The organism is Pantoea sp. Cr_R13 (assembly GCF_029222565.1).
Lineage (GTDB): Bacteria > Pseudomonadota > Gammaproteobacteria > Enterobacterales > Enterobacteriaceae > Pantoea > Pantoea eucalypti.
This window is the reverse complement of record NZ_JARHXL010000015.1, coordinates 229833-256363: the sequence shown is the minus strand read 5'-3', so window position 1 is coordinate 256363 and position 26531 is coordinate 229833. Positions and strand designations below refer to the sequence as shown.

The 26531-nt window shown below is 56.8% G+C and carries 25 protein-coding genes and 1 riboswitch; of the genes, 11 read left to right on the top strand and 14 right to left on the bottom strand.

Annotated features, from left to right (window positions below):
* Window positions 1-37: 37 nt before the first annotated feature.
* On the bottom strand, window positions 38-937 hold the full coding sequence (locus tag P2R09_RS16055) for a LysR family transcriptional regulator (RefSeq protein WP_275771208.1): 900 nt from the start codon (window positions 935-937) through the stop codon (window positions 38-40).
* 115 nt (window positions 938-1052) lie between these two features.
* Here P2R09_RS16055 and P2R09_RS16050 point away from each other — a divergent pair, with 115 nt between their 5' ends.
* Window positions 1053-1811 (top strand): SDR family oxidoreductase, encoded by a 759-nt coding sequence (locus P2R09_RS16050; protein WP_275771206.1) that lies wholly within the window; start codon window positions 1053-1055, stop codon window positions 1809-1811.
* A 39-nt stretch (window positions 1812-1850) separates the two neighbouring features.
* Here the strand turns inward: P2R09_RS16050 and P2R09_RS16045 are convergent, their stop codons facing one another.
* The gene (locus P2R09_RS16045) at window positions 1851-2699 is read right to left on the bottom strand and encodes a PhzF family phenazine biosynthesis protein (protein WP_275771204.1); all 849 of its coding nucleotides are present in this window, start codon (window positions 2697-2699) and stop codon (window positions 1851-1853) included.
* A gap of 106 nt (window positions 2700-2805) precedes the next feature.
* On the opposite strand from P2R09_RS16045, the gene P2R09_RS16040 reads away from it, so the two are divergent.
* On the top strand, window positions 2806-3429 hold the full coding sequence (locus P2R09_RS16040; RefSeq protein WP_003852022.1) for a glutathione S-transferase: 624 nt from the start codon (window positions 2806-2808) through the stop codon (window positions 3427-3429).
* Here P2R09_RS16040 and P2R09_RS16035 read toward each other — a convergent pair.
* Window positions 3396-4883: a PLP-dependent aminotransferase family protein gene (locus P2R09_RS16035; RefSeq protein WP_078805091.1), complete on the bottom strand. Its 1488-nt coding sequence runs from the start codon at window positions 4881-4883 to the stop codon at window positions 3396-3398. The genes P2R09_RS16040 and P2R09_RS16035 overlap by 34 nt on opposite strands.
* Before the next feature lie 134 nt (window positions 4884-5017).
* Here P2R09_RS16035 and P2R09_RS16030 point away from each other — a divergent pair, with 134 nt between their 5' ends.
* Window positions 5018-5605, top strand: a complete 588-nt coding sequence (locus P2R09_RS16030) for a LysE family translocator (protein WP_275771201.1) — start codon at window positions 5018-5020, stop codon at window positions 5603-5605.
* On the opposite strand, the gene P2R09_RS16025 is transcribed toward P2R09_RS16030, so the two are convergent.
* From P2R09_RS16025 to P2R09_RS16015, 3 genes are all read right to left on the bottom strand, one after another.
* Window positions 5602-7986, bottom strand: a complete 2385-nt coding sequence (locus P2R09_RS16025; protein WP_275771199.1) for a phosphoketolase family protein — start codon at window positions 7984-7986, stop codon at window positions 5602-5604. The two genes, P2R09_RS16030 and P2R09_RS16025, sit on opposite strands and share 4 nt — an antisense overlap.
* Before the next feature lie 126 nt (window positions 7987-8112).
* A complete protein-coding gene (mqo, locus tag P2R09_RS16020) occupies window positions 8113-9726 on the bottom strand; it encodes a malate dehydrogenase (quinone) (protein WP_003852028.1) in 1614 nt (537 codons plus the stop codon).
* Between the two features lie 511 nt (window positions 9727-10237).
* Entirely contained in the window at window positions 10238-10693 is a 456-nt protein-coding gene (locus P2R09_RS16015; protein WP_275771197.1) for a carboxymuconolactone decarboxylase family protein, read from the bottom strand.
* 57 nt (window positions 10694-10750) lie between these two features.
* Between P2R09_RS16015 and P2R09_RS16010 the strand changes: the two genes are divergently transcribed.
* Window positions 10751-12193 (top strand): PLP-dependent aminotransferase family protein, encoded by a 1443-nt coding sequence (locus tag P2R09_RS16010; protein ID WP_275771195.1) that lies wholly within the window; start codon window positions 10751-10753, stop codon window positions 12191-12193.
* Here the strand turns inward: P2R09_RS16010 and P2R09_RS16005 are convergent.
* A complete protein-coding gene (locus P2R09_RS16005) occupies window positions 12183-12425 on the bottom strand; it encodes a DUF1158 domain-containing protein (protein WP_003852033.1) in 243 nt (80 codons plus the stop codon). The genes P2R09_RS16010 and P2R09_RS16005 overlap by 11 nt on opposite strands.
* 316 nt (window positions 12426-12741) lie before the next feature.
* On the opposite strand from P2R09_RS16005, the gene mntP reads away from it, so the two are divergent.
* Together mntP and P2R09_RS15995 are read left to right on the top strand one after the other, a co-directional pair.
* Window positions 12742-13317 carry a manganese efflux pump MntP gene (gene mntP, locus P2R09_RS16000; RefSeq protein WP_003852038.1) on the top strand — a complete coding sequence of 192 codons (576 nt, stop codon included), beginning with the start codon at window positions 12742-12744 and terminating at the stop codon, window positions 13315-13317.
* A gap of 632 nt (window positions 13318-13949) precedes the next feature.
* Window positions 13950-14765, top strand: coding sequence for a DUF4225 domain-containing protein (locus P2R09_RS15995; protein ID WP_275771191.1), 816 nt, complete (start codon window positions 13950-13952; stop codon window positions 14763-14765).
* Here the strand turns inward: P2R09_RS15995 and P2R09_RS15990 are convergent.
* Complete coding sequence (locus P2R09_RS15990; RefSeq protein WP_275771189.1) at window positions 14755-15072, bottom strand: hypothetical protein; 318 nt, start codon at window positions 15070-15072, stop codon at window positions 14755-14757. The genes P2R09_RS15995 and P2R09_RS15990 overlap by 11 nt on opposite strands.
* A gap of 351 nt (window positions 15073-15423) precedes the next feature.
* On the opposite strand from P2R09_RS15990, the gene P2R09_RS15985 reads away from it, so the two are divergent.
* Both P2R09_RS15985 and P2R09_RS15980 read left to right on the top strand, forming a co-directional pair.
* Entirely contained in the window at window positions 15424-16335 is a 912-nt protein-coding gene (locus P2R09_RS15985) for an alpha/beta fold hydrolase (RefSeq protein ID WP_275771187.1), read from the top strand.
* Entirely contained in the window at window positions 16328-17719 is a 1392-nt protein-coding gene (locus tag P2R09_RS15980; protein WP_275771184.1) for a hypothetical protein, read from the top strand. Before P2R09_RS15985 ends, P2R09_RS15980 begins: the two co-directional genes overlap by 8 nt.
* 19 nt (window positions 17720-17738) lie before the next feature.
* On the opposite strand, the gene P2R09_RS15975 is transcribed toward P2R09_RS15980, so the two are convergent.
* Complete coding sequence (locus P2R09_RS15975; protein ID WP_003852047.1) at window positions 17739-19091, bottom strand: MFS transporter; 1353 nt, start codon at window positions 19089-19091, stop codon at window positions 17739-17741.
* Window positions 19092-19261: 170 nt separating this feature from the next.
* Window positions 19262-20164 carry a GntR family transcriptional regulator gene (locus P2R09_RS15970; protein ID WP_008926343.1) on the bottom strand — a complete coding sequence of 301 codons (903 nt, stop codon included), beginning with the start codon at window positions 20162-20164 and terminating at the stop codon, window positions 19262-19264.
* Window positions 20165-20301: 137 nt separating this feature from the next.
* Between P2R09_RS15970 and P2R09_RS15965 the strand changes: the two genes are divergently transcribed.
* Window positions 20302-21330, top strand: a complete 1029-nt coding sequence (locus P2R09_RS15965; protein WP_110410928.1) for a zinc-binding alcohol dehydrogenase family protein — start codon at window positions 20302-20304, stop codon at window positions 21328-21330.
* Window positions 21331-21339: 9 nt separating this feature from the next.
* Here P2R09_RS15965 and P2R09_RS15960 read toward each other — a convergent pair whose 3' ends face one another.
* Window positions 21340-22260, bottom strand: coding sequence for a nucleoside hydrolase (locus tag P2R09_RS15960; protein ID WP_275771181.1), 921 nt, complete (start codon window positions 22258-22260; stop codon window positions 21340-21342).
* A gap of 117 nt (window positions 22261-22377) precedes the next feature.
* Window positions 22378-22453, top strand: a riboswitch (Fluoride riboswitch).
* Between the two features lie 89 nt (window positions 22454-22542).
* Between P2R09_RS15960 and crcB the strand changes: the two genes are divergently transcribed.
* Both crcB and P2R09_RS15950 read left to right on the top strand, forming a co-directional pair.
* Window positions 22543-22920, top strand: coding sequence for a fluoride efflux transporter CrcB (crcB, locus tag P2R09_RS15955; protein WP_275771179.1), 378 nt, complete (start codon window positions 22543-22545; stop codon window positions 22918-22920).
* Between the two features lie 118 nt (window positions 22921-23038).
* Window positions 23039-23854, top strand: a complete 816-nt coding sequence (locus tag P2R09_RS15950) for a sugar phosphate isomerase/epimerase family protein (protein WP_039661130.1) — start codon at window positions 23039-23041, stop codon at window positions 23852-23854.
* Here P2R09_RS15950 and P2R09_RS15945 read toward each other — a convergent pair.
* The 3 genes from P2R09_RS15945 to P2R09_RS15935 form a co-directional block, all read right to left on the bottom strand.
* Window positions 23851-24456 (bottom strand): prolyl oligopeptidase family serine peptidase, encoded by a 606-nt coding sequence (locus P2R09_RS15945; RefSeq protein ID WP_275771227.1) that lies wholly within the window; start codon window positions 24454-24456, stop codon window positions 23851-23853. The genes P2R09_RS15950 and P2R09_RS15945 overlap by 4 nt on opposite strands.
* Before the next feature lie 23 nt (window positions 24457-24479).
* On the bottom strand, window positions 24480-25421 hold the full coding sequence (locus P2R09_RS15940) for a glutathione S-transferase family protein (RefSeq protein ID WP_275771177.1): 942 nt from the start codon (window positions 25419-25421) through the stop codon (window positions 24480-24482).
* A gap of 98 nt (window positions 25422-25519) precedes the next feature.
* The gene (locus tag P2R09_RS15935; RefSeq protein ID WP_275771175.1) at window positions 25520-26425 is read right to left on the bottom strand and encodes a LysR family transcriptional regulator; all 906 of its coding nucleotides are present in this window, start codon (window positions 26423-26425) and stop codon (window positions 25520-25522) included.
* Between the last annotated feature and the right edge of the window lie 106 nt (window positions 26426-26531).

Here is a 26531-nt window from a genome sequence, read left to right as displayed (position 1 = left end):
ACTGTCCTGTTTATCATTAAAATCAAAGTATAGCCGCTCAGGTGACGTACTCCTGTAACACCTGACTCAGCCACTCCATAAATACCCGCACGCGACGTGCCACATTGCGCCGGTGCGGATAGAGCAGATGGATCGGCATCGGCCTGGCGGGAAAGCGATGCAGCACTTCCACCAGCTCACCCCTTTCCAGCAATGTCTGAATGCCGGCGGCAGGCACCTGAATAATCCCTAAGCCCGCCAGACAGGCGGCGCGATAGGTTTCGGTGCTGTTCACCGTCACCACGCCGCCGGTATGAACGTAATGGCACTGCCTGCCATCAAAATATTCAAACCCGGGTGAGGCCTGACCGAGCTGCTGGCTGTAATGCACCATCGCATGCTGCGACAGCTCTTCCAGACGGGTCGGCATGCCGAACCGCGAAAGGTAGCCAGGGCTGGCGCAGTTGATCAAGGTATGGGTACCAATTTTTCGCGCAATCAGCCCCGAATCTTTGAGTTCGCCAATCCGAAGGACACAGTCAAACCCTTCGCGGATCACATCCACCTGACGATCGCTGCTGCTCAGCTCAATCTCTATGCCGGGATAGTGCTGCAAAAATTCGGGCAGCCGTGGCAGGATAAAACCGGTGGCCATTGCAACGGACATATCCACCCGGAGTTTACCGCTGAGCGAGGCGGGTTCGTGCTGAAACAGGCTGTCCATATCGTCAATCATCGACAATAAATCCAGACAGCGATCGTAATAGACTAATCCATCCTGGGTGAGTTGCACCCGGCGCGTGGTGCGATGCAACAAACGTGTTGCCATTTGATTCTCCAGCGCCTGGATCTGCCGGGATACACTGCCTTTCGGCACACCTAAACTTTCTGCTGCGCGGGTAAAACTGCCCATTTCTGCCACCCGCACGAAGACCTGCATTGCGTGAATTTTGTCCATGTTGTTCACCGATTGTTGTTTTTATTGAAACAGTGATGCGCGTTTAACCCTGTTTATAGATCAATAATTCGCGAATATCCTTAACCCGTGTTCAATTTTTCAACAGGTGTGAGCGATGAATCAGAAAGTGGCGTTAATTACCGGTGGAAACCGTGGTTTAGGCCGTAATGGAGCCTTAAAACTTGCTGCCAGAGGCACCGATATCATTCTGACGTACCGCAGCCATGCCGATGAGGCGCAGGCGGTTGTAAAGGAAATTGAAGCGATGGGGAGGCGCGCCGTGGCGCTGGCGCTGGATGTCGGCGAAACCGGCCAGTTTGACCGCTTTGTCGGAGAGGTGAAACAGGCACTGCAGCAGCAATGGCAACGGGAGCGATTTGACTATTTAGTGAACAATGCCGGACACGGACACTACAAGCCGTTTACCGACACCACTGAGGCGGAATTTGATGCGTTGGTGAATGTGCATTTTAAAGGGCCTTACTTTCTCACCCAGAAGCTGCTGCCGCTGATCAATGACGGTGGCCGCATCCTGAACATCTCCAGCGGGCTGACCCGGCTGGTCTACCCTGGCTCCTCGACCTATGCGTCGATGAAAGGGGCGATGGAAGTCCTGACGCGCTACCAGGCGAAAGAGCTGGGCGAACGGCGCATTCGCGTCAATATCCTGGCACCTGGCGCGATAGAGACTGACTTTGGTGGTGGCCGGGTGCGTGATACCCGCGAGATTAACGATCAGATAGCCGGACTGACGGCACTGGGTCGGGTCGGACTGCCGGATGATATTGGCGACGCCATCAGCGCGATCCTCAGTGACGAAACCGGCTGGATCACCGCGCAGCGGATTGAGGCTTCAGGCGGGCAGGGGATTTAACCGCGGGCGGCGTCGTTGAAAACACGACGCCGCCGCTTTTCACAGCGTAATAGTGCCGTCGATGACGGTAACCGTATTGCCGCCAATCCAGATGGTCTCACCGGCAAAGGTCACGTTCACCCGACCGGCACGCTGCAGGATTGTGCCCTGGCGAACGCGATAGGACGTCGTTTCACCCGCCATGGCCAGGTAACGCGCCAGGCAGGCATTGGCGCTGCCGGTCACCGGATCCTCGGTCAGGCTGCCATTTTCTACCAGCAGGCCACGCACTTCATACTGCTCAGGCTCGCCCTCAGGCAACCGGCCAAACGGCATCACTCCCGAAACACCCGCATGCTTAACCAGACGCTGCAAATCGCTGACATTGGGCTGCAGCGCCAGCACAGCGTCGGCACTGACCATCGGTACCAGCAGCCAGCGAATCCCCATATCGACCACCGTCGGGCTTTGCGTCAGATCGAACGCGTCGCTGTTTAAAGCGTTCCCCATCAGCGCATCCTGCCACGGCATCAGGGTGGCCGCCGGCGCGGCAAATGCCAGTTCGCCCGCCTCACCTATCTTCACCGTCACGTTTCCGACGCCACACTCCTGCACGATTTCACCCGGCGTGCGGGTAGGCCAGCCCGCCTCCAGCAGCGCATGTGCGGTGCCCAGCGTCGGATGACCGGCAAACGGCAGTTCGCCTTCAACGGTAAAAATACGCACCCGATAATCCGCCTCTTCGTGCTGCGGCGGCAGCACAAAGGTAGTTTCCGACAGGTTCGTCCAGCGGGCAATTGCCGCCAGCTGGCTGTCGTTTAGCCCCTGAGCATCCATGATCACCGCCAGCGGATTGCCATTAAAGGCGGATGAGGTAAACACATCGACTTGCTTAAACGCGACCTTCATTGTGACTCCTTGCTCTGGGTTCAGTGTGGCCTTTTCTCTGCCGGATGATTGCTTATAACAGCTAACAGCGTTATCAATAAGTTAAAGATTTTACCGGAGACTCTGAATGCTAACGATCCTGGGACGCGCCTCCTCAATCAACGTGCGCAAAGTACTATGGCTGTGTGACGAACTTGACCTTGATTTTGAGCGCGAAGAGTGGGGCGATGGCTTCCGCTCAACCCACCTACCCGAATTCATGGCACTGAATCCCAATGCGATGGTGCCGGTTCTGAAAGATGATGACTTTGTGTTGTGGGAATCCAATACCATTCTGCGCTATCTGGCGAACGCCTATGGCGGCGAGTGGCTCTATCCTCATGATCCGCAAACGCGAGCGCCTGTCGATCAGTGGATAGACTGGCAAGCTACCGAACTCAACACCTCATGGCGCTACGCATTTATGTCGCTGGTGCGAAACTCCCCGGCTCATCAGGATCCGCGTCTGCTGGCCGCGGCCAGTAAAGGCTGGGCGCACACCATGAGCATTCTCAATCAGCAGCTGGAAAAAACCGGCCGCTATGTTGCCGGACGTAATTTCACGCTGGCAGACATTCCGATTGGCCTGGCGGTGAACCGCTGGTTTGAGACCCCGCTCGACCATCCCGATTACCCTGCGGTGCGGACTTATTACGAGCGCCTGACTGAACGTCGCGGCTATACCGTCTGGGGCCGCAACGGCACACCCTGAGCCTCACCGCACGGTATTCCTGCCAGCTCACAGGCGATTTCGCCTGCGCGCTGAATCGCCCGGCTGTAGCGCGCATCAAACGGATAGCAGCAGGAGAGTCGCAGCGCATGGTTGTAGCGCTCGCTCAGTGAGTAGAGCGCGCCAGGCGTAACGCAAATTTGCTCCTGCAGCAGCCGATCAAACATCTCGGTGGTATTCACGCCGCCCGGCAGCTCAACCCAGAAAACGAAGCCACCGCGCGGCAGTGTTGCGCGCGTGCCTTCCGGGAAGTAGCGGGCGATAAGACCCCGCGCCTCATCCAGATTAGCCGCGTAGCGACGGCGCAGCGTGCGCAGATGGTGGTCGTAACCGCCGGAAGCCAGAAACTCCGCCAGCGTTTCGGAGAGCAGGGCAGATTCAGCCATTGAGGAGACCGCTTTCAGTCGGGCAATCGCATCATGAAAACGGCCTGCGGCGGTCCAGCCAATACGAAAATCGGGTGCCACGGTTTTGGTGAAACTGGTGCAGTAGATCACCCAGCCATCGCGATCAAAGGCTTTCACGGCGGGTGAGAGCGGCCAGTCGAACTGCAACTCGTCATACAGCCCATCTTCTATCAGCGGAACGTGGTAAGTATTCACTAACTTTGCCAGCCGTTTTTTGTTCTCCAGTGACATGCCGCAGCCCAGCGGGTTCTGCGCGCTCGGCATCGCAATCAGCGCCTTGATACGCTGCTCCTGCAGCAGCATCTCCAGTGCATCCAGCGACAGCCCATGCTGCGGGTCAGTGGGGATTTCCAGTGCTTTCAGGCCGAGCGAGGCCAGCAGCGGGAAAAGGAAGAAGTAGGTCGGCGACTCCAGCCCGACGCAGTCGCCAGGCTGCGTGACTGCTCTGAGCGCCAGCTGAAGCGCCTCCATGCAGCCGTGGGTCAGGGTGATCTCATCGGCGGTAATTGTCTGTCCGGCGTGCAGCGCCCGTCGCGCTATCTCCTCCCGTAAGCGCTCACTACCGGGCGGAAGCGCATAGCGACCGATCATGTTGGGATCACGACGCAACAATGAGGCGGTAATCCGGGCGATGCGTGCCGCCGGGAAAAGCTCACTGTCCTGCGGGCAGGCCAGTGAGATATTGGTGTAGTCGGGATGATTCTGCGCCGCAAACACCTTATCGATCAGGTCGAGCTTGCCGCTGCTCGGGTCGCGCACCCGTGTCTTATGCTGACCGTGACGGGTGACGGCAGGCAATACGCCACGCACGTAATAGCCCGACTGGGGACGCGCCTCAATCAGCCCGCGATCTTCCAGCATCTGCCAGGCATTCAGCACCGTATTAACGCTGACCTGATGTGACTGCGCAACACGGCGGATCGCCGGCAGGCGTTTACCGGGTTTCAGCGTGCCCTGATGGATGGCCTCAGCGAAGCTTTCTGCCAGCTGCTGATAGAGCGGTTGTTCGGTCGTGGGAGCAAGGGACACAATAGCCTCCGGCCTGAATGGGTACAATTTCTGTTAACGATAACTGTAACCATAACAATAGTGATTTTGTGTCACTGTTACCATCTCTTTCCCCGCCGTAGCATAGAACTCTGTCTACCTTCAGGAGAGTCACCATGCTTGATCCCTCTTTCTTCAGTTACGTTACCGTGATGTCAATTACGCCAGGCCCGAACAATCTGTTGCTGGCGACCTCCGGGGTCAATTTTGGTATGCGGCGCACCCTGCCAATGGTGTTCGGTATTCTGGTGGGCTGTGCGGTGCAGACGGTGATTGCCGGGATGGCGCTGGAGGTGTTGCTGCACTGGATGGCGGCGATTCGCCTGCCGCTGACGCTGGCAGGCTGTGCCTATCTGATGTGGTTATCCTGGAAAATTTTTCGCGCTGCCGCACCCGAAGTGCGTACCCGTCCTCAGCCTATGACGATGGTGGGCGGCGCCTGCTTCCAGGCGATCAATCCCAAGGCCTGGCTGATGGCCACCAACGTCGCGCTGCTCTACAGCGGCAGCAGCGGCGTCCTGACGGTGATGATCGGCTTTATGCTGCTCAATCTGCCCTGCATCCTGATCTGGGCAGCACTGGGCGATCGCCTGCGCAGCCATCTGCAGATTGCCTGGAAGCGCCAGCTGTTTAACAGCCTGATGGCGCTGTCGCTGGTGGCGACCACCGTCTGGATGCTGACCGACGCGCTGCTGGCCGCTTAATCGGGCACACCCGGTGCAGTGGCCGACGGCCATTTCCAGTTCTGCACCTCCGGCAAATCTTCGCCATGCTCACGGACATAGCGATGATGTTCCGCCAGACGCTGCTGTAAATCCTCCAGCAGCTCAGGATGCGCGTCGGCCAGGCCCGGCACGCGCAGAATCGCCTCCTGCGCCAGATGATAGCGGTCAAGCTCGTTCAGTACCGTCATATCAAATGGCGTGGTGGTGGTTCCCTCTTCGTTAAAGCCGCGCACATGGAAGTTGCGGTGGTTGGTTCGGGAATAGGTCAGGCGCTGTATCAGCGTCGGATAGCCGTGGAAAGCAAAAATCACCGGTTTATCCTGGGTAAACAGCGCGTCGAACTCCGCATCAGATTTGCCATGCGGATGCTGATCTTCCGGCTGCAGTGCCAGTAGATCGACCACGTTCACCACGCGGATGCGCAGTTCAGGCAGCATCTCACGCAGCAGATCGACCGCCGCCATCGTCTCCATAGTTGGGACATCACCGGCGCAGGCCATCACCACATCTGGCTGGTCATGTGCCGGCGTGGTGCCCGCCCAGCGCCACTCGCCCATACCCGCTTCACAATGGGTCACGGCACTGGCCATATCCAGCCACTGCGGCGCAGGCTGTTTGCCCGCCACAATCACATTGATGCGGTCCCAGGTGCGCAGGCAGTGATCGCCCACCCAAAGCAGCGTATTGGCATCGGGCGGCAGATAGATGCGCACGATGTCTGCTTTCTTGTTGGCAACATGATCGATAAAGCCCGGATCCTGATGGCTGTAGCCATTGTGGTCCTGACGCCAGACGTGCGAAGAGAGCAGGTAATTCAGCGACGAAATCGGTTTACGCCAGCCCAGCTTGCGCGTCACTTTCAGCCACTTAGCGTGCTGGTTAAACATCGAATCGACGATGTGAATAAAAGCTTCATAGCAGTTGAACAGCCCGTGGCGGCCGGTCAGCAGATAGCCTTCAAGCCAGCCCTGACACTGATGCTCACTGAGGATTTCCATCACCCGGCCATCCCGCGCCAGCTGCTCATCGTACGGCTCTATTCGTTCCAGCCAGGTGCGGCTGGTCACGTCAAAGACCGGCGTCAGGCGGTTAGAGGCCGTTTCATCCGGGCCAAACAGGCGGAAATTATCGCGGTTACGCTGGAACAACACGCTGAGATAGCGCCCCAGATGCTCTGTGGCCTGCGCTATCTCCGTGCCTGGCTCGCTGATATCACAGGCAAACTCCGCGATGTCAGGTGCATCCAGCTCACGGCGCAGCAGGCCGCCATTGGCATATGGCGAAGCCCCCATGCGTTTATCGCCTTCCGGTGCCAGCGCCTGCAGTTCCGGCTTCAGGCGACCCTGTTCATCAAACAGATCGTCGGGCTGATAGCTCCGCATCCACGTTTCAAGGATCTGGCGATGGCCTTCATCTTCACGACAGGCCGCGACTGGCACCTGATGCGCCCGCCAGAAATCCTCCACTTTCTTGCCGTCGACCGTTTCAGGGCCGGTCCAGCCTTTGGGGCTACGCAGGATAATCATCGGCCAGCGCGGCACGTCGTTGCTGGCGTTGCCGCTGCGCGCCTCACGCTGATACGCAGCGATCTTACTGAAGGCGGTATCCAGCGTCTCCGCCATCAGCGGATGCATTTTTTCCGGTTCATGCCCGCAGACAAACAGCGGCTCATAGCCGTAGCCGCTGAATAGCTGGTGCAGATCCTCATCGCTGCTGCGGCCCAGTAGCGTCGGGTTAGCAATCTTGTAGCCGTTAAGATGCAGAATCGGCAGCACTGCGCCGTCACGTTCAGGATTGAGGAATTTGATGCCGTGCCAGCTGGAGGCCAGCGGCCCGGTCTCCGCTTCGCCGTCGCCAATCACGCACGGCACCACCAGATCGGGATTATCGAAGGCCGCACCAAAGGCATGAGAGAGCGAATAGCCCAGCTCGCCGCCTTCATTAATTGAGCCCGGCGTTTCCGGTGCCGCGTGGCTGGGAATGCCGCCAGGGAAGGAGAACTGTTTAAACAGGCGCTGCATACCCGCCGCATCCTGCGAGATGTGCGGATAAATCTCACTATAGCTGCCCTCCAGCCAGGTATTCGCCACCATGCCGGGACCGCCGTGGCCTGGCCCGCAGATATAGATCATATCCAGGTTCTGTTTGCGGATAACACGGTTGAGGTGGGCATAGATAAAATTCAGACCTGGCGTGGTGCCCCAGTGACCCAGCAGACGCGGTTTAATATGTCCCGGCCTGAGTGGCTCGCGCAACAGCGGGTTATCCATCAGGTAAATCTGTCCAACTGAGAGATAGTTCGCTGCCCGCCAGTAGCGGTCGAGCAGGGTAAATTCGGGTGACGCAGGGGAGTAAGACATGCGGGTTCCTCCTGATCGTTCGGCTAAAAGATGCCTTAACCCTAATAGAGAATCCTCAGGACGACCAGGCAACCGCCCAATAAAAAAGGCCCCGCTATGCGGAGCCTTTTTATCAACGGCACTGTATTACTTGCCGACGACGAACGCGGTTTCCCGTCCTTCATCGTTGGCCGCCATCGGCGTAACCGGCGAATAGTCGAGCTGCAGAACACGACTGGTCTCGGCTAACACTTTTTCTGTCAGCGCCACGTCGCCATTAAGCTTACGTCCCCAGGAGGGGACCACCGCACGGATTTTGTTCTGCCATTCCGGTGAAGCCATCTGCTCAGGACAGACCTTGTGCAGCAGCTCCAGCATGATGGGTGCCGCCGTTGAGGCGCCTGGCGAGGCACCCAGCAGAGCGGAAATCGTACCATCCTGCGAGGCGACCACTTCGGTGCCCAGACGCAACACGGCGCCCTCTTTCTCATCTTTCTTGATAATCTGCACACGCTGACCCGCTGTGACAAGGCGCCAGTCTTCCTGCTTCGCCTGCGGCACATAAGCACGCAGCGCCTCCATCCGGTCGCTGTCGCTTTGCAATACCTGATCCATCAGGTATTTCACCAGATCGAAGCTTTTCAGCCCCACTTTAACCATTGGCAACATATTGCTGCTGTTCAAGGACGTGAACATATCCATCAATGATCCCTGTTTCAGGAACCGGGTCGAAAAGGTGGCGAACGGGCCAAATAGCAGCACCTGCTTGCCATCCAGCACGCGGGTGTCAACGTGCGGCACGGACATCGGCGGCGCACCGACGCTGGCTTTGCCGTAAACCTTAGCCATGTGTTGCGCAACGACCTGCGGGTTTTCCGTGACCAGGAATGAACCGCCTACCGGGAAACCGGCGTAACCATTCGCTTCCGGGATACCGGCTTTCTGCAGCAGTGGTAACGCCGCGCCACCCGCACCAATAAAGATTTTGCTCGCCGTCAGCGTGCGACGCGTGCCGCTGTTCAGACACTGCAGCGTCACCTGCCAGCGACCATCTGCAAGCTTTTTGAGATCCCGCACTTCCTGACGCAGACGCAGCTGGAAATTCGCTTTCTTCTCTAACGAGGCGATCAGCTGACGGGTGATCTCACCGAAGTTCACATCGGTGCCCATCTCTGTCCAGGTCGCGGCCACTTTCTGGCGACGGTCACGGCCATTCATTACCAGCGGGATCCAGCGGGCAATCTGCTGCGGATCTTCGGAGTAGGCCATGCCGCGGAACAGAGTGCTTTTCTGCAACGCTTTGAAGCGCTTGCGCAGGAAGTCGACATTGTCGTCGCCCCAGACAAAGCTCATGTGCGGCGTGCTATGAATAAAGCTTTTGGGATTGCGCAGGTTGCCTTTCTGAACCTGATAAGCCCAGAACTGGCGGGAAATCTGAAACGATTCGTTGATCGTTATCGCTTTAGAGATGTCGATGCTGCCATCCGCCTGCTGAGGCGTATAGTTCAGCTCCGCCAGCGCCGCATGACCGGTGCCCGCGTTATTCCAGCCGTTGGAGGATTCTTCGGCCACGCTATCGAGCCGCTCCACCATTTCGATGGACCAGTCCGGCTCTAAATCCTGCAGCCATGCACCGAGGGTAGCGCTCATCACACCAGCACCAATCAGCAGCACGTCAACGTCTTTGCGCTCCTGCGCAGTAGTGGTGTCCTTTGCCATGGCACTCATCGCGAGCGCAAGGTTTACAGCTGAATTGCTCATGAGGCGACATCTCCTCTTCTGTTGACCTGAAGCCCAACAGTTTCGCAGGCGAAATAGTCACGCTTCTTACGAGCGCGTTGCGCTATTTCTCAAAGGTTAAGTCTCAGGTATAGGGTTAAAGCGGTGATAACGCGTTAACTGAACGTTATGCTTAGTCATCCGAATATAACATTCTCGCATCTGAATTAAACATTAGTTTATTTTTTAAATGCAGAAATGATTCAGCATAAGAATTAATCATCACGATGCGCGGCGTATTAGTGATTTTTTAGAGTGAAGTCAGTGAGTTAACTAAAAGCGGATGTTGCGGAAAAGCCCCATGCTGGTGCAGTGCCGGAAAGGATGTGAACAGTGCGGAATTATTTAATTAGCTGAAATTTAGCGATTTATTGCGCAGTAAGGAATAACAGGAATCAGGATGGCAGGGCCTTAACAGCCGCTTGTGTAAAAATAATGTTACATTTTTGTGAGTGTGAAAATGCGTGGGCATCGGCCCGCGCATCGGATTCACCTATGACTGATTCGCGCTGGCAGGCAGCTTTTTCAGACTTATCGCCATGCGGTTATAGGTGTTCATCAGGCCAATCGCGATGTTCAGATCGACAATCTCTTTTTCACTGAACCCGGCTGTCAGTGCCGCATAGCAGGCGTCTGGCGCACCCTGCTGAGCAATCAGCGTCAGGCATTCAGCCCAGTGGAGAGCGGCCTTCTCTTTGTCACTGAACAGCGTCCCCGATTCATGCCAGACTGGGGTCAGCACGATCTTATCCCAGCTCATACACGATTTATTGAGCGCTTTAGTATGCATATCAATGCAGTAGGCGCAGCCGTTAATCTGGGAAATGCGCAGGAACAGCAGTTCCAGTAAAGTGAGTGGCAGATCGGTTTGTGCCAGATAACTGTATACGCCGCCCAGCGCTTTCATGCCTGTCGGTGCTGCACTATGAAAATCGATACGTTCGCTCATCTTATTGCCTCCTGGGATTGATGAGGTGATTTTCGGCCTTTCAATGGAGCAGATAAAGTGCCAAAAAATGAGAGTCTGACTGGCCCATCGCCGCTTTCTACGCTGACACTGCAACGCGGTGCATCACGGGGGCTCAGCGAGCAGCTGCGACTGCTGATTGAACAGGCGATTAGTGAAGGGCGTTTACAGCCTGGTACGCGTTTACCTTCCTGCCGCGATCTGGCGGCGCAGCTCGGCGTGGCACGTGGCACCGTGCGTGCCAGCTATGACATGTTGGTTGATGGACAGTTTCTGCAGGCCAGAGGCGCAGCAGGCACCTTCGTCAGCCCATTACCACCGTTAAAACCGGCCGGCAATGATGCCAACTGCAAGTCACTCCATCCTGATGGAATTGAAGAGTATGAAGCGCCACCGCTGACCTTTCAGATGGGCATTCCGGCCAGCGATGCGTTTCCGGCAAAAGTCTGGCTGCGCATCCTGCAGCGTCAGACGCGCATGCAGGTCAGCAGACCGGCGAGTTATCCCGATCCACGCGGCAGCTTAGCGCTGCGTCAGGCGCTGGTGGCCTACCTGGCGGTGGCACGCGGCCTGCGGTGTCAGGCGGATCAGATCATTATCACCAGCGGTTATGCGGGCGCGATGGGCCTGATTGGGCTGGCGATGAATTTTCAGGGCAAAAAGGCCTGGCTGGAGGACCCCGGATTCTGGGTGGCACGTCGCGCGGTTGAAGCGCTACACGTCACGCCGGTTGCCGTGCCGGTTGATGCCGAAGGGTTGCAGGTGTCGACCGGGATTTTCCGCGCGCCGGATGCCGCTTTCGCGCTGGTCACACCGGGACAGCAGGCGCCGCTTGGCATCACCATGAGTCTGGTACGCCGTCATGAATTGCTGAACTGGGCCAGCCGGGAGCAGCGCTGGATTATCGAAGATGATTATCTCGGCGAGCTTCAGCCCGGTAATCGCGCGGCTCCTGCACTTGCCGCGCTCGACAGTGAAGGGCGGGTGCTGCACATCGGCACCTTCAGCAAGACGCTGACGCCGCAACTGCGGCTCGGTTTTATGGTGGTTCCGCCGGCGCTGACGGCGCGCTTCGGTGAGGTCTGCGCGTTGCTTTCGCCTGCATCCTCAGGATTGTTACACAACGCGGTGGCGGAGTTTCTGCGGGACGGACACTTTATGCGGCATCTGCGGCGCATGAAGCGCGTTTATCATGAGCGACTGGAGCAGATGATCGCGGCGCTCCATCCTTACTTTCCCGACCTGCAACGCGCCGGGCTGGCGGTGATTGTCCGCTTACCCGCCGGTACTCCGGATGAGGCCATTGCGCAGCAGGCGGTGGAGTGGGGCATGGCCCCCTCGCCGCTGTCGGTCTGGTATCAGCAGGCCGGGCAGCGCGGTGCGGGTCTGGTACTGGGTGCGGCGCATCTGCCGCGTGAAGGTTACGCGCGCAGCGCTGAACGGCTAAAAGCGCTGGTCGATGCGCAGGCGGTCAGCCCCTGAACCAGCGACGCCAGACAAAGCGGATAACAAAAAACTCTATGGCGCCCAGTAGCAAAAACCAGACGCAAAACACCACTGTGTAGAGCTGATTCAGATCCTGTAAATGGAACATCTGCAACAGATGCTGCGCTACTGTCACGCTAAAAGCGGGCGCGGGCAGCAGCAGCGCCGAGAGAAAGCCCAGCAGCAAAATGCCACCAGGCACAACCAACGTTTCAAAAGGGCTATTCATAACCGGTTTCCCATATTTATCAGCCCGGCATTTTCCGGTAATCGCCGACAGGGTTCAATGGTGGTGTGCGGCAATCCGCCCACACGGCGTAGTGCAGGGCAGGGAAAACGGCCAGAAAATGCTTTGCCACCATCGACTTAGCGCCATTCATAGCGAATGATAAGAGTTATAGCCTTTGCTATACTTAAATCCCTGATTTTACTGTCTTTTTATCTTGAGGTTTGCGTGGTAGACTGCGCCCACTTTTTCATAACTGAACACTTTGTGTGGTGAATTCAGCGTGAATTGCCGCTTTTTCGCCCCAGGTGAATAAATCATGACCTTTATTGCCACTTTAATTCTTGCGCTGGGTATGTCGATGGACGCGTTTGCCGCTGCGCTGGGCAAAGGTGCCACATTGCATCGTCCTGGTTTTAAAGAAGCGCTGCGTACCGGTCTGATCTTCGGCTCTATTGAAGCGCTGACCCCGCTGATTGGCTGGGCACTTGGCCTGGCGGCCAGTCGTTACATCATGGCGTGGGATCACTGGGTTGCCTTCACCCTGCTGGCCTTTCTGGGTGGCCGTATGATGATGGAAGGTTTTCGTCAGACAGCCGTCGCAGAACCTTGTGAAGCCCCGCAAAGTCATGGCTTTATGGTCCTGGCGACCACTGCCGTCGCGACCAGCCTGGATGCACTGGCGGTCGGCGTTGGTCTGGCCTTTTTACAGGTGAATATCATCACCACCGCGCTGACCATTGGTGCCGCCACCACAGTGATGGCGACGACCGGCGTATTAGTCGGACGCTTTATCGGTCCGGTACTGGGCAAATGGGCGGAAGTACTGGGTGGCGTGGTGTTAATCGCCGTCGGCTCCACCATTCTGTTGCAGCATCTTGGCTACACCGCCTAGGGCCTTTGCACATAAAAGCGGTATTTTTGTGATCTGCTTCAAATTTATTTGCTGTTAAAACGCACAGCGGCTATACTTTTTCAGTATATGTTCAACTAAATTTGAATCAGGCATTTTATGAAACGCATCATTAAACACGTGTTCCGCGCTTATGTTGAGACGTTCAAACACGTACCGCCGGGTGCCATGTACTAAGCACCCCGCAAGAAACCCTCGATAATCGCGGTCAGGGATCGACCTGTGATTATCACCTTTTGCTTTTGCTTTCTTCTGAGTAAACCCGCGTTTTGCACTTCCTGGTGCGTCTAATCTGCTTCTGCCACTCTTCTTGTTGTCTTTCCGCTAAAAACACTTTCTGGCGACAAAATGACGCCTTTGCAGCCGTGCGTTATGTGCTGGTTGTAATTCCTTGTTTATGTAACCTGGTTTTCGATTTCATGCTGATTGTCTCTGCGTCAACGTGAGAATCATGGCAAAAGTGTCATGATTTAGTGCCGCTCTAAGTTGTAAATTTTTTCTGATAGGTCATCCTTTAATATGCTATCTCATGTAGCTTAATTCTTTCGTAATCGACGGCTTATAGCTGAATATATGAGGTCTTATCGGCGATATAATGTTCAGGGAGAATATAAATGGATGCAGCATTGCTCGATATGATGCGCTCAGGCCGAAATAAGCACTGGGCTGAAACAATGATTAATCTTGAGGCCAGAAAGCTGATCAATACGGCTAATCATGTGTCCTCGGCCCATCTTTCAAATGGCATGACTCAGGTAAATTTCGTTCAGGAGATTAGAGATCTCATTGAGAAGGAATTTGCCGCTGCACGACGTGCAAAATCTGACGAAGAGTGCGTGGCATGTATTAGAAATTTGCGGATAGAAATGGAAAACCTTCAGGAGCAGGACAGAATGCTGCGCATGAAAGCTGCGAAACTCTACGCCAAAGTGGAGTTTGTTAAGGAAAACAATAAAATCGTTGGGTATGTGATTTCTGCTGTAAATGTTGTTATGGCCGGTGCCGAAATAGCTACTGGCCTAACCCTTATAGGTTCTATGACGCCTATGGGTATTCTGGCCGGTGCAGTGCTGGTTATTGACGGCGCTAACGGCATAAGCAAAGAATTTTCGAACTACGTTATGGGTATAAAAAACACCGAAGGTTTAGTGGCTGATGCTGCCATGTCTTCCGCTCAATTTATGGGGTTCAGTCCAAACAGCGGGCTGGCAGTCTATAAATCAGTCTCGCTGGTCGCAAATGCTTATACCGTATTTGGCCTCTTCAGGCGCCCCGGAACCTGGCGTTTATTCAGATACATGCCATCCGATTATTTCCGAAAAGTTAACACAATGAGCCGCGCCAAACTCACAATGCACATAGTCGGTTATGGTGTTACGGCCAAAGTCATATTTGACCTTATATCTGTTAAGGGCGCTGTTAAGAATTAGTTGTTAATTTACGATAGCGCCATGCCTTATAGGCAAGTGTTGCTGGCGTTAGATACCATATAAAAGGTAATACAATTGCAAGTGTACCTGTGAGCGTGATGCTGGTATCTGAGGATGCCAGCACTAACGTGAGAACGAGAATGGCTAAGGCAACGATAGTAATCCACTTTGCAGCAATAAAGCGGTTAGCAAGGTCATGGATAACCGAATCCAGAGAGCCGCCATAGTTAGCAATGTTGTTTTTAAGCTTCTGAAGATCTGCATAGTTAAAGCCGGAATCCAGCAGCGCCTTTTCGTTCAATTTCATAGACTTTTATCCTTAAAATTACCTGTGTAGCTTAAATAACTTTACCTGATAATGGCACTAAAAATCCCGCAAAGGGCACTCTTTCTGATAACTACTCTTTATGTCTGATATCCAGCTCTAAAGCGCGAAGCACTCGTAAACAGGATTATGCAGCAGTGCGCTACTTGCCATCTGCAATATAGTGTACGGTCGGGGTCATGTTGTCCGCAAAACAGCAAGCGACGCTACACAGCAAATTTTGCCATTCTCTAAGAAATTACCTCTTACGCCAAACCTTCAACCCACCATTAACCCGCCTTCAACCCAATCCCGTCCTACACTGAATTATCCTCCCCAAATCAGGAGCAGCGGATGATCCAGAAGCATCGACGAAAACAGGCAGCGATTGTGGCAGGCGTGGGATTAGGTGTAGCGGCTACGCTTTGGGGTATGAAACGCTGGCAGCAACTGAAGCAGACGCCGCCGGTGTTGCCGCGCAGTCACCACGCCGGGCTGGCGGGTTATTTCCAGCAGGTGGGCGACTGGCGCATGTTTACGCGTGTCACACCTAATGAGGATCAGGGACTGCCGGTGGTGCTGATTCACGGGCTGGTGATGTCGGGCCGGGCGATGGAGCCGCTCGCACTGGCACTGGGCCGCGACTATCACGTACTGGTGCCGGATCTGCCTGGTTTTGGGGCCAGCACGCTGCCACCTTCCGCACCCATCATGACGGTGGATCAGCAGGCTGATGCGCTCTGGCTCTGGCTGCAGCACAACGGGTTTCAGCGTGCCATCTGGGTGGGCAATGCGTTTGGCTGCCAGATTCTGGCTGCGCTGGCGGTGAAATATCCGCAGGCGGTAGCGGGGCTGGTCTTGCAAGGGCCGACGGTGGATCGCCATGCGCGCAGTCTGACACGCCAGTTCTGGCGCAACTGGCGCAATCGTGGTCTGGAGGAGCATCGCTCGCCGGGTTCGCTGGCGCGCATCGACTACGCCAAGGCCGGGCTATGGCGCGCGTTCGGCACATTACGCGTCATGATGCGCGACCATATTGAGCATCGCCTCACTTACATCAACGCGCCAACACTGCTGCTGCGTGGCTCGCGTGATCCAGTCTGCCCGGCACGCTGGCTGGATGAGCTCGCCGCGCTGATGCCGCGCAGCGAACGTCTGACGCTGCGCGATGGTACCCACACGCTGCACTACGTCTATCCGTGGAGTTTCTGCAACGCCATCCGCCCGTTCGTGGCGCGCATTCAGCAGGAGAATCAGCATGAGTAAACCGCCCAAGGGCATCGCCCGTTTTGACTCTGCTGCCGCCATGCTTCTGGCGCTTGCAAATGCGCTTCACGATCGTCCCTTCGCCAGTCCGAGCCAGTCACCGACGCTTGACCGGTTACTGCCCTCGCTGAATCGTCTGCCGACCGGGCTACGTGAGTGGGGTTATGCGCTGGGCGGCATGGCAGAAGGCATCAGCCTGCGCCAGGCGGGTGAGCTGGATATAGAAGGCATTGCTGAATGGATGGTGAGTGAGTACCCACAGCAGGATTATCCGGCGGCCTTTATCGGTTCGTCGAACGGCGCGCTGGTACATCTGGCGTCGGCAATGAACGTGCCCTGGCTGCCGCAGACGTTTCTCTGTCCGGTGCGCGCCGCCAGTAACGATCCGGATGATGCAGAAGCGAATTTTGAGCAGGGTAAAGAGGTGGCCGCCGCGCTGCTGGCTGCCTGGCCACGGCTGGCGGTTCACCACATGCACGATCCGAATCAGGATCGCCTGATGCTCGACCAGATGCGCTATTTCCGGCTGAAACTGCGCGAACTGCCGCTGGCTTTTAACGAATTCCTGATGGGCAGTCTGCCCGCCGGTTCCACGCTGTTTATCAATCACTGCACCCAGCAATGGCCGGTAACGCGCACCAGCGATCGCTCTTTCTTTCAGTTTGGTGCGCCGGGCGGAGCCAGCGAAAAAGAGTTTATGCAGGGCGGTCCGCGCGTGGCGGAATATCTGGCACGTTACGGTGTGGATCGTGAGCGCTGGACGCCGCCAGCCATTACCGACCGGGTGCCGGAAGCGGAGTGGGGGCTGGATGGTTATCTGATCGCACCGCTGAAAAAGCTTGCCGAAGCGCAGAGCTGGAAGCTGATGGAGATTCGCTACGAGAATCCGGAAGCAATGAGTTATGTGGTGGCGGAGATCTACCGCGACTGGTATCTGGCGGCGGGAATCTTACCGGCCCGGCTGACGGTGGACAGTTTCCTGCTGATGGATCCGTGGTGTACGCAGCAGCAGCAGTCGATTCCGTTCTGGCTGAGCTTTAGCAGCGAATCCTCGGCATTAGCGCTGCAACGTTTCCTGGAAAAACAGCCGCCATTCCGTAACATCGATATGATGCTCTTTTCTCATGGTACCGACAGTATCGGGCTGGCGGAGATTGATCGCTGGCGGGCGCTGCTGTCCCATGCGCGTGACGAGGGAGTTTTAATTGGTGTGGATGAAGCCCGCTACCCGCGTGACTTCGCGACGTTTGCCCGCTTCGACTCGGCGCTGCGTGAACGGGCACCGCTGTTGCCACCGCCGCCTCCGCTTAATTCAGAGAAGGTGATGGCAGGTATTAAACGTTACGGTGCAAAACATGGCGTCACGCTGACGGCGCTGACGTAGCCGCCACGCCGTCCTGCGATTATTCGCCGTCGGTGATGGGCTGGCGCACCAGCAGCAGGTAGGCGAGTGCGCCAACCAGCGTGACGCAGGCACAGATCATCAGCGCCAGGCTGAACGATTTGGTGGTGTCGAGCACCCAGCCGGTGATCACTGGCGCGAACGAGGCGAAGATAAAGCTGGCAAAGTTCTGGATGCTGCCGACCGAAGCGGTCATGCGGGCGGTGACGTTAGCGTGGATCAATCCCCAGCACGAGGTCCCGGCGAAGTGGATACAGAACAGCGCCATGCCAATCAGCGTCACGGCGCTGGTGGTGTCGGTCGCGCGGGTCACCACGGCGGTGAATCCGGCTGACAGCAGCATCCCACTAACGATGCAGACTTTGCGGGTTTTTACGGCGTTAAAGCCACGACGCACCAGCGAGTCAACCACATAGCCATTCAGCAGCATTCCCGCTGCACCAAACAGGAACGGAATCGCCGCCAGCAGGCCAGTACTTTTCAGATCGAGATGATAGGTGGACTGCAGGTAGCCCGGCAGCCAGGCGATATAGAGCCACGCGGTGTAGTTGATGCCGCTGAAGCCAATCATCATGCCCCACATGGTGCGCTGCTTAAACAGGCCACGCCACTCTTTGAAGCTGATGGGCTCTTTCCGCGACGCCACGCTGCCCGCCTGCAGATAGTGGATCTCTTCGGCGCTCAGGGTGTTGTTATCCCGGTCGCGGTAAATCATATACCAGCCGATAGCGAGGAACATGCCGAGGATACCGATGGTGACAAACATGCCACGCCAGCCCATCACCAGCATCATCGCCGCCAGAATCGGCGGGGCCACCGACAGCCCAATCATTGAAGCGGCATTAAACATCCCCATTGGCATGCCGCGATCTTTAATGTTGAACCAGTCGTTGATCACTTTCACGCCGCACGGGTTCATCGGCGCTTCGCCAATACCCAGGCCAATGCGCACCAGGATGAACTGGGTAAAGTTATGCACCAGACCCGAGGCGGCCTGGAACAGCGACCAGATAAACATGCCGATGCCGAGCATAATGCGCGGCCCTTTACGATCCAGCAGCGCGCCACACGGCAACTGCGCCAGGCCATACGCCAGCGAAAAAGCAGAAAGCAGGAAGCCGATTTCGGTGGCGCTTAGCCCCATCTCATCGCGGATGGTCATGTTCGCGACCGACAGCGAGCTGCGATCCAGATAGTTGATGATGGCGGCGAACAGCAACAGCAGCATCGCCGTAATCTGCACTTTGCGGATACGCGGTGAACGCACCACATCGCTGCGCATTGGCACGAAATCCTGGCCTGGTGGCGTGTCGCCGGTCACGCTGTCGCGACCGGTTACTGAGGTCTTTTCCATTGCACTCTCCCGAAACTGGGTACTTATCGTTATGGTGAGAAGGGGTCTGCGCGCAGCGGCAAAAGGCCGCCGTGACGTTGCAGTCGAGACTAAGAGCAAAGGGTTAAGGATGTTGCAAAGATGTTTCTGAATCGTGCGGGAGCTAATGCTTTGTGGTTTTTAATCGGTTTTTAATTGTACTGACCGATTGAGCGCACCATTGAGGTTTTAGCGGTCGCCAGATGGTTATGTAATGCACAGAGCGCATCAATATCCTGACGGCCAATCAGCGCGGTCAGTATCGCCATATGCTCCTCCAGCGCGACAATGTTACGCTGCTTAAGATCGCTTTCATCCCACTGATAATGCGAGTGAAAGATGACTGAGATGATCTCCAGCGACTGATTAAAAAATGGATTATTGGCGGCGGATAAAATCAGCGAATGCATCTGACGGTCCAGCGCAGCAAAGTGGCGATAGTTGCTGGCGATGGTGTCGCGCATGGATCGGTGACGATCCAGCAGATCCCGCGCCTGCACCCAGCGCTCATCGCTGGCGGGCAGATTCAGGAAGCGGCTCAGGGCGTGGGTTTCCAGCATCTCGCGCAGTTCAAACAGCTTCTCGGCATAATCCTGAGTGAATTTTTTCATGCGCCACTGACCGCGTTTCACCGGCTCCAGCAGGTCATAGCGCATAAAGCGCAGCAGAAATTCGCGCACCACAACCGGACTGACTTTCACCTGCTGCGCCAGTTGCAGCTCGCTGAAGGTGTCGCCGGGCACCAGCTGCCGCTGATTGATCATATTAAAAAACATCTGCTCAAAGTGACTGGCCTGCTGCTCAATCGGCGGCGTTAAGGCGCTAAAACTGTCCTCATCGCGGGGATCACGCACGATAACGTAGGTTTGATCCACTTTATCCAGCACGCCGCACTGATGCAGATAGTGCAGGGTATGTCGCACCGTGGTCCGGCTGATATTGAACATCTCCGCCAGCGCCGCCTGCGGTGGCAGGGGCGAACGAATATGTCGCTGAGCGATACTCTCCAGCATCTGGTTGATGACGTTCTGGCGCAAATTCTGGCTGCGGCTCATCTGACTCTCCGGTTTTTAATGCATTAAAAACCATTCAAAGCCCAAAAAAATCGCCGTGCTTCACACTTCCCGTAAACGAACGCTGCGCATCAGGCAGGATTCGCCGTAACTGCCTGCAGGACAACCGGAGAATCACCATGACAACAATGAAAGCACTGGTCATCGCTGAACCACGTAAGATGGTCTGGGCCACCCGCGACACCCCCACGCCTGCCGCTGGCGAGGCGCTGATTAAAATTCTCACCGCCGGAATCTGCGGCACGGATATCCACGCCTGGTCCGGCAATCAGCCGTTCTTCAGCTATCCACGGGTGCTGGGCCATGAAATCTGTGCGGAAGTGGTGGCGCTGGGTAGTGGCGCCGAGGGCTTTCAGGCAGGCCAGCGGGTGGCGTTAATGCCCTACATCTCCTGTCTGCGCTGCGACGCCTGCCAGAGTGGCAAGACCAACTGCTGTGAACAGATCTCGGTGATAGGCGTGCATCAGGATGGCGGTTTCTGCGACTACTTAAGCGTGCCGGTCAGCACGTTGCTGGCGGTGGATGAGGTGGCCCCGGAAGCGGCCGCGCTGATTGAGCCCTTTGCCATCAGCGCCCATGCGGTGCGTCGTGCAGGCATTGTGGCGGATGAGCAGGTTCTGGTGGTGGGTGCCGGACCGATTGGGCTGGGTGTCGCCGCCATTGCCGCCGCCAGTGGCGCGCAGGTCGTGGTGGCGGACACCAGCGAATTCCGTCGCCAGCATGTCGCTGATCAGCTGGGTCTGGCGGCACTGAATCCGGCGGATGAGGCGTTTTACAGCGCGCTACGGGATCAGTTTGGTGGTCGTCTGGCGCTGAAAGTGATCGACGCCACCGGCAGCCCGGCGGCGATGAACAATGCGGTTAACCTGATGCGGCACGGCGGCACAATCGTCTATGTCGGCCTGCACAAAGGCGATCTGGTTATCCCTGACAGTGAATTTCACAAAAAAGAGACCACGCTGATGGGCAGCCGCAATGCCACCCGCGAAGATTTTGATCGGGTAAGTGCACTGATGGCCAGCGGCCAGCTGCGTGCTGAAATGATGCTGAATCATCACCTGGCTTTCTCCACGCTGGATGAAACCTTTGAGTCGCAAGTCATCAATAATCGCGAACTGATCAAAGGCGTGATTCATTTCGACCGCTAACGCGGCGTTTCAGGGCGCGGTGAGGGTCTCAAAGAAGTGCGCCCGCACCGCGTCGGCATCCACGCCGAGCGCGATACGCTGGGAGGGCAGACCGGCAAAGGGATCATCGCGCGACGCCAGTGGACTCAGCTTACGCACAGTCTGACCGCAGGCGATGCCTTCGGTGATGACCCGCAGCGGACTTTCAGTGAGGGTAAAGGCCTGCGGCAGTGTCAGCCACGCCACTGCCAGGGTATCGTGCAGCGCCATACCGGCAAACCCCTCTTTTGCCAAGCTGTAAGCCAGATAAGGACGACAGATAGCGCTCAAAACCGGCTGGTTCAGACGCTGAACCTCATCACTGCTGATCAGTACCTTGTGCGTGACATCCAGCGGGATGACCACCACGTTCAGCGCCGAGGCGAGCACCTGATCGGCGGCATGCGGGTCTTTCCAGATATTAAATTCGCTGAAGGGTGTCACGTTGCCGCTGTGACCATCGGTGCCAAACGCGCCGCCCATGATCACCAGCTCTTTCACCAGCGGAATAATATCCGGCGCCTGATTAATGGCTGTGGCGATGTTGGTCAGCGGGCCAATCGCCACCAGGGTGATCTGATGCGGCTGCGCCCGCACGCTGTCGATAATAAACTGCACCGCGCCTGGCGCCTCATCGCTGCAGGCGTTATCAAACGCATCGCCCAGCCCATCTTCACCGTGCAGCCTGGCGGGCGCAGAGGGTGCCAGCGCCAGCGGCCGTGAACAGCCGCGATAGACCTCCGCATTAATCGCCATTTTGTCGCAGAACAGCCGGGCATTTTTCACCGCCTGACCCACCGCCACGTTGCCAGACACCGTGGTAATTCCCAGCAGATGCTGTGTCCGCGCCGCATAAGCCAGCGCAAAGGCATCATCCACGCCGATATCAGTATCAAAAATCAGGGTACGCATAGGCTCTCCGCAACAGGCTGTAAACGCTCAGCATTACCCCGCCAGCGGGCAGGGCGTCAAGCGATTCATCCGCCATGCGCACACGCTTGCCAGCCTGAAACGGGCGTCGTATTATCACCGGCTCAAGGTGATGGCGTGCCACCTTTCCCAACCGCCGGTGGGCTTAACACCGGCTGATGACGCCTGACACTCAATCCTTTCGCGGGAGCTGAGGCGTCAGGCGCAGTTTATCTCTGCCTTTCCCTCCTCAGCCCGGCATTACTCTGTCATCAGGAGCAACACATGTTTAAACCGTTACTGGCTGTGATGATCGGCGGCTCTGCCGGCTGTGTACTGCGCTGGCTGTTCGCGATGCGTTTTAATGCGCTCTTTCCCAATCTGCCGCCGGGCACGCTGCTGGTGAATCTGATCGGCGGGCTGGTGATCGGCGGGGCGATGGCCTGGTTTGTCCGCCATCCCGACGTGGACCCGATCTGGAAACTGCTGATCGTCACCGGACTTTGCGGCGGCCTGACAACATTCTCCTCGTTTACCGCGGAATTAATGGGGCTGCTTCAGACCGGAAAATATATGTGGGCGATGGCCAGCGCGCTGGTGCATGTGATCGGCTCACTGCTGATGGCGTTTGCGGGTTTTGCGCTGGTCACGCTACTGGGCTAATCGGCGCTTGTCTTAACGCTTAAGAGGTAGATACTGTTTCAGGTTTTACGCCCGCATGGCTATTGCGGGCGTAACGCTGAACGTCACCGATTATTCCGGACGATTAAGGAGCCGAGCCATGCGAACCAATCCTACCTTCCTTAACCTGGTGTTGTTAAACGGTGAACCCGACCAGAAACTGCAGGCGGCGCGCGACGCCGGTTTTGATCAGGTCGAGATCTGGCGCGAGGATGTTGACGCGTACGAGGGCGGTGCAGCAGCACTGGCTGAGATCAGCGCACTGAAGGGGCCTGGCTTTACTAATCTGCAGGTGTTGCGCGATTTTACCGGCGCACCTGGTGCGCTACGGTGCCAGAAGCGCGAAGAGCTGCGCCAGTTTATACAGATTGCCCGGACGCTGGGCTGCGACACAATTCAGGCACCGGCCAGCACCCGTGAAGATTGCTGCGCCGACCAGATTGATGATGACCTGCGCTGGATGGCCTCTGAAGCTGCACGCTACAACATGCGCATTATGTATGAGCCGATGGCCTGGTGCAGCGTGGACAATACGCTGCCGCTGGCGTGGCAGCGATTGCAGCGGCTCGATCAGCCCAATATCGGGCTGGTGGTTGATCTTTTCCATATCTGCGCACTGGGCGGTGACGCCTCGCAGCTGGACGGCATTCCTGCCGACCGTATTTATGAAGTGCAGTTGTGTGATATGGCCGCGGTTCCCGCGCAGGATAAGCAGAGCCTGATGGCGATGGCAAAACACCATCGTCAGTTGCCCGGCGATGGCATTATTGATGTTGAACGCTTCGTCGATAAGCTGAAAAGTGCGGGCTATCAGGGGCCGGTGGGCATCGAAGTCTTTAATGATACGCTGAAACGCCTGCCGCCCGACGTCGCAGCACGTCATGCCTGGCAGGCGTTAAACCGCTACTGGGGTTAATCCTGTAAACACTGGCCGATAAATCCGGCGGCGTGCAGGGCACCCTGAGCGGAAATAGTGTGGCCGGTGGCGGGTTCAAAGCGCGCGTCGACCGGCACCAGTGCGGCCCGGAGTCGTGCTGCGGCAGATTCGCTCTCCTGCCACGGGATCACTTCATCGGCCTGACCGTGAATCAGCAGCGCGGGCACATGAGCCTGCGGGGTTAATTCACCGTCAACCGCCAGACGCCCGGAAAAGGCGACCACGCCAGCCAGCGGATAACGGCCTGACGCCAGGGCATCCAGTGCCATGATCGATCCCTGCGAGAAGCCGACCAGTACCACATCCTGCCAGCGTTCCGCGAAGCCGTGCTGCGCGATAATCTCGCTAAGGGTTGCATCAAATGCCGCCCGTGCTGCCCGAACACGGGCAGGCCTGTTCTCAGGTGTGATGTCCGCCAGGCTGAACCACTGCCAGCCAAAACCACCGGGAAAACGTTCAGGCGCATTGGGAGAGGCAAAAATCACATCCGGCAACAGCGTCGCCCAGTGACGGCCAATTGGTGCCAGATCGTCGCCGTTACTGCCCACGCCATGCAGAAAAATTACCAGTGCTTTTGCCATCATTGCTCCTTTAGCTTATGCCCTTACAAATTGTATTCACTCATATCCGGGCCAGCCGGAACAATCCCGTTCGGATTCAGCGCCTTGATCGAGTAATAACCCTGTTTGATGTGATCGATACTGACCGTTTCACGTACCCCGGAGACCGATAACATGCTCTTAAGATAGCGATTCAGCAGCGTATAGTCGCGTATCCGGCGCAGGTTGCATTTGAACAGGCCATGGTAGGCGGCGTCAAAGCGAATCAGCGTCACGAACAGGCGAATATCGGATTCAGTCAGCCGTTCCCCCAGCAGGAAGGTGCGACCATCGCTGAGCAGGGCTTCCAGTTCATCGAGCTGGCTAAAGACGTCATTAAATGCCTGCTGATAGCTGAGGGCGGTGGTGGCGAAGCCAGCACGATAAACACCGTTATTCAGACGCGGATAGAGACTCTCATTCAGCGCGTCAATCTCCTGGCGCAGCGCGGCGGGATAGAGATCGATGCGGTTATCGGCCAGATCGCCAAAGCCGCTGTTAAACATGCGCACAATGTCAGCGGACTCATTATTGACGATGGTGCCGGTTTTCTTGTCCCACAGCACCGGCACGGTGGCGCGACCGGTATAATCGGGCGCGACACGGGTATAGATTTCATGCAGGTATTGCGCGTTATTCAGCGGGTCCTGCTGTGCGCCGGGAAACGTGCCGAAGCGCCAGCCCTGAGCCTCGAGCTGCGGCTCAACCACCGTGACACTAATCAGCGACTCCAGTCCTTTAAGTTTGCGGGCCATCAGTGCACGTGACGCCCACGGGCAGATCAGCGCCACATAGAGGTGGTAACGATCCGGTTCGGCGGCGAATTCAGTCGAGCCATCGCTACTGATAAAGTGCCGGAAACCGGATGTCTGGCGAACAAATCCGCCCTGTTTATCGGTAGCCTGCACCGGATGCCAGTCACTACTCCATTTGCCTTCTACTAACATCGCGCAACTCCTCTGTGGTGAGAGAAGCAGCTTAACTGATGACTAAACGACTGATAATCGGGTCTGTAAGACAATGATTTCTTCCAATATGGAAGAAATCACGCCGGTGGAGCGTGCGTGAAATGCGTCACCAGGAAGTCGATGAGCAGGCGTGCCCGATGTGGCAGATGACGGGCGGGCGGATAAACCGCAAACAAGCCTAGCGGTGGCGTCTCAAAGTTTTCCAGCAGCCGGACAATCTCCCCACGTTGCAGCGCCGGGGCCACAATAAAACCGGGCAAACGCGCAATGCCCAGACCGGCGATGGCGGCCTGCAGACAGGCTTCAGTATTGGCGAAGCGCAAACGTCCACGCACCGGCACGGTCACAATTTCACTGCTGCCGTCCCCGCTGGTAAACGGCCAGTGCCAGGGATCGCGAAAATTGGTGTCGATAATGCACTGATGCTGTGCCATGTCACGCCAGTGCTGCGGCGTGCCGAACTGCTCCAGATAGACCGGTGATGCGGCGATACGCACATGTACTTCGCTCAGCTTGCGCGCCACCAGGCTGCTGTCGCTGAGCGTGCCGATGCGGATCGCCATATCAAAACCCTCATCGACGATGTTCACGGCCCGGTCTGAAAAGCTGATATCCAGCTCAATCAACGGATAGCGCCGGGCAAACGTCACCAGCACCTGAGACAATACCGCCGTGCCAAAGGAGCCGGGTGCGCTGATTTTCAGCCTGCCGGTGGGCGTCGTCGCACTTTCACGCACGCTGGCATCCAGCGCCTCAAAGGCATCGAGCAGATTCTTCACCCGCTCATAATAGCTGCGTCCGACATCGGTGGGCGACAGCGCGCGCGTGCTGCGCTTAAACAGCTGCACGCCGAGCTGCTGCTCCAGCTTTGAAACCAGTTTTGATGCCTGACTGCTGCTGGTGCCGAGACGCAACGCCGCGGCAGAAAAGCTGCCGGTTTCCAGCACCGTGACAAACATCCGGTCACAATCGAGTCGATCCATGGCGAAGTCCTGAGGAGGTAAAGTCGCAGTATAGGGGCTGTGGCCAGGCGATGCAGCCTTCACTTTGCGTGCCTTAACCCTTTCGCTGGCGCGGAAAACCTGCTTG

Coding starts and splice junctions, on each gene's coding strand:
- P2R09_RS15990 (WP_275771189.1), bottom strand. CDS start 15,072: ATGAAATTGAACGAAAAGGCGCTGCTGGATTCCGGCTTTAACTATGCA.
- P2R09_RS15945 (WP_275771227.1), bottom strand. CDS start 24,456: ATGGCAAAAGCACTGGTAATTTTTCTGCATGGCGTGGGCAGTAACGGC.
- P2R09_RS15960 (WP_275771181.1), bottom strand. CDS start 22,260: ATGCGTACCCTGATTTTTGATACTGATATCGGCGTGGATGATGCCTTT.
- mntP (WP_003852038.1), top strand. CDS start 12,742: ATGACCTTTATTGCCACTTTAATTCTTGCGCTGGGTATGTCGATGGAC.
- P2R09_RS15940 (WP_275771177.1), bottom strand. CDS start 25,421: ATGTTAGTAGAAGGCAAATGGAGTAGTGACTGGCATCCGGTGCAGGCT.
- P2R09_RS15995 (WP_275771191.1), top strand. CDS start 13,950: ATGGATGCAGCATTGCTCGATATGATGCGCTCAGGCCGAAATAAGCAC.
- P2R09_RS16045 (WP_275771204.1), bottom strand. CDS start 2,699: ATGAAGGTCGCGTTTAAGCAAGTCGATGTGTTTACCTCATCCGCCTTT.
- crcB (WP_275771179.1), top strand. CDS start 22,543: ATGTTTAAACCGTTACTGGCTGTGATGATCGGCGGCTCTGCCGGCTGT.
- P2R09_RS16040 (WP_003852022.1), top strand. CDS start 2,806: ATGCTAACGATCCTGGGACGCGCCTCCTCAATCAACGTGCGCAAAGTA.
- P2R09_RS15950 (WP_039661130.1), top strand. CDS start 23,039: ATGCGAACCAATCCTACCTTCCTTAACCTGGTGTTGTTAAACGGTGAA.
- P2R09_RS15975 (WP_003852047.1), bottom strand. CDS start 19,091: ATGGAAAAGACCTCAGTAACCGGTCGCGACAGCGTGACCGGCGACACG.
- P2R09_RS16005 (WP_003852033.1), bottom strand. CDS start 12,425: ATGAATAGCCCTTTTGAAACGTTGGTTGTGCCTGGTGGCATTTTGCTG.
- P2R09_RS15965 (WP_110410928.1), top strand. CDS start 20,302: ATGACAACAATGAAAGCACTGGTCATCGCTGAACCACGTAAGATGGTC.
- P2R09_RS16030 (WP_275771201.1), top strand. CDS start 5,018: ATGCTTGATCCCTCTTTCTTCAGTTACGTTACCGTGATGTCAATTACG.
- P2R09_RS16025 (WP_275771199.1), bottom strand. CDS start 7,986: ATGTCTTACTCCCCTGCGTCACCCGAATTTACCCTGCTCGACCGCTAC.
- P2R09_RS15980 (WP_275771184.1), top strand. CDS start 16,328: ATGAGTAAACCGCCCAAGGGCATCGCCCGTTTTGACTCTGCTGCCGCC.
- P2R09_RS16050 (WP_275771206.1), top strand. CDS start 1,053: ATGAATCAGAAAGTGGCGTTAATTACCGGTGGAAACCGTGGTTTAGGC.
- P2R09_RS15935 (WP_275771175.1), bottom strand. CDS start 26,425: ATGGATCGACTCGATTGTGACCGGATGTTTGTCACGGTGCTGGAAACC.
- P2R09_RS15985 (WP_275771187.1), top strand. CDS start 15,424: ATGATCCAGAAGCATCGACGAAAACAGGCAGCGATTGTGGCAGGCGTG.
- P2R09_RS15970 (WP_008926343.1), bottom strand. CDS start 20,164: ATGAGCCGCAGCCAGAATTTGCGCCAGAACGTCATCAACCAGATGCTG.
- P2R09_RS16055 (WP_275771208.1), bottom strand. CDS start 937: ATGGACAAAATTCACGCAATGCAGGTCTTCGTGCGGGTGGCAGAAATG.
- P2R09_RS16015 (WP_275771197.1), bottom strand. CDS start 10,693: ATGAGCGAACGTATCGATTTTCATAGTGCAGCACCGACAGGCATGAAA.
- mqo (WP_003852028.1), bottom strand. CDS start 9,726: ATGAGCAATTCAGCTGTAAACCTTGCGCTCGCGATGAGTGCCATGGCA.